At 37.3% G+C, this 730-nt stretch carries 1 protein-coding gene and 1 pseudogene; both read left to right on the top strand.

Annotated features, from left to right (window positions below):
• Nucleotides 1–465 (top strand): carboxyl transferase domain-containing protein (locus tag ABCO64_RS10305; RefSeq protein WP_343089398.1); only part of this gene is annotated, 465 nt, incomplete at its 5' end.
• 3 nt (nucleotides 466–468) lie between these two features.
• A pseudogene (locus tag ABCO64_RS10300) lies at nucleotides 469–730 on the top strand (3-oxoacyl-ACP synthase); the annotation flags it as partial.

Raw genomic sequence — 730 nt, 5'->3', positions numbered from 1 at the left:
CAAGGTGAAGCGATTGCGCGTAACTTATTTGAAATGAGTGCTTTAGAAGTGCCTATTATAAGTATTGTGATTGGTGAAGGGGGTTCTGGTGGTGCTTTAGCAATTGGCGTAGCGAATGAAGTGTATATGCTAGAAAATTCAATTTATTCGATTTTATCCCCAGAAGGCTATGCGTCTATTTTATGGAAAGATGCTAAAAAAGCACAAAAAGCTGCGGAAGTGATGAAACTTACAAGTTATGACTTAGAAGAATTAGGGGTCATAGATGGCATTATAAAAGAACCAATTGGTGGCGCACACCACTATCAAGAAAAAGCGTTTGAAGCGATTGATAAAACTTTAAAAGAAGCCTTAACGCATTATCAAGATTTCAGTGGATATGAAATTAAAACCGCACGATACACAAAATTCAGAAAAATGGGGTTTTTCCAACGCTTCAATTATGATAACTTAAAAGGAGTTTAAATTATGAAATATACACAAATATTAGGCTCGGGCGCTTATGTCCCTAAAAATGTTGTGACCAACGAGATGATGGAACAAATCGTTGATACATCCGATGAATGGATCCAAAGTCGAACAGGGATTAAAAGCCGTCCTATGAGCGTTGATGAAAATACATCAGATTTAGCATATGAGGCATCTATCAAAGCGTTAGAAGATGCAGGGCTAAAATCTGAAGATCTTGATTTAATCATTGTTGCGACAGTGACCCCTGATTATGTGTTCC

This window comes from Methanocalculus natronophilus (genome assembly GCF_038751955.1).
Lineage (GTDB): Archaea > Halobacteriota > Methanomicrobia > Methanomicrobiales > Methanocorpusculaceae > Methanocalculus > Methanocalculus natronophilus.
Note: the sequence above shows the minus strand (reverse complement) of the source record. Positions and strands in the feature narration are given on the sequence as shown.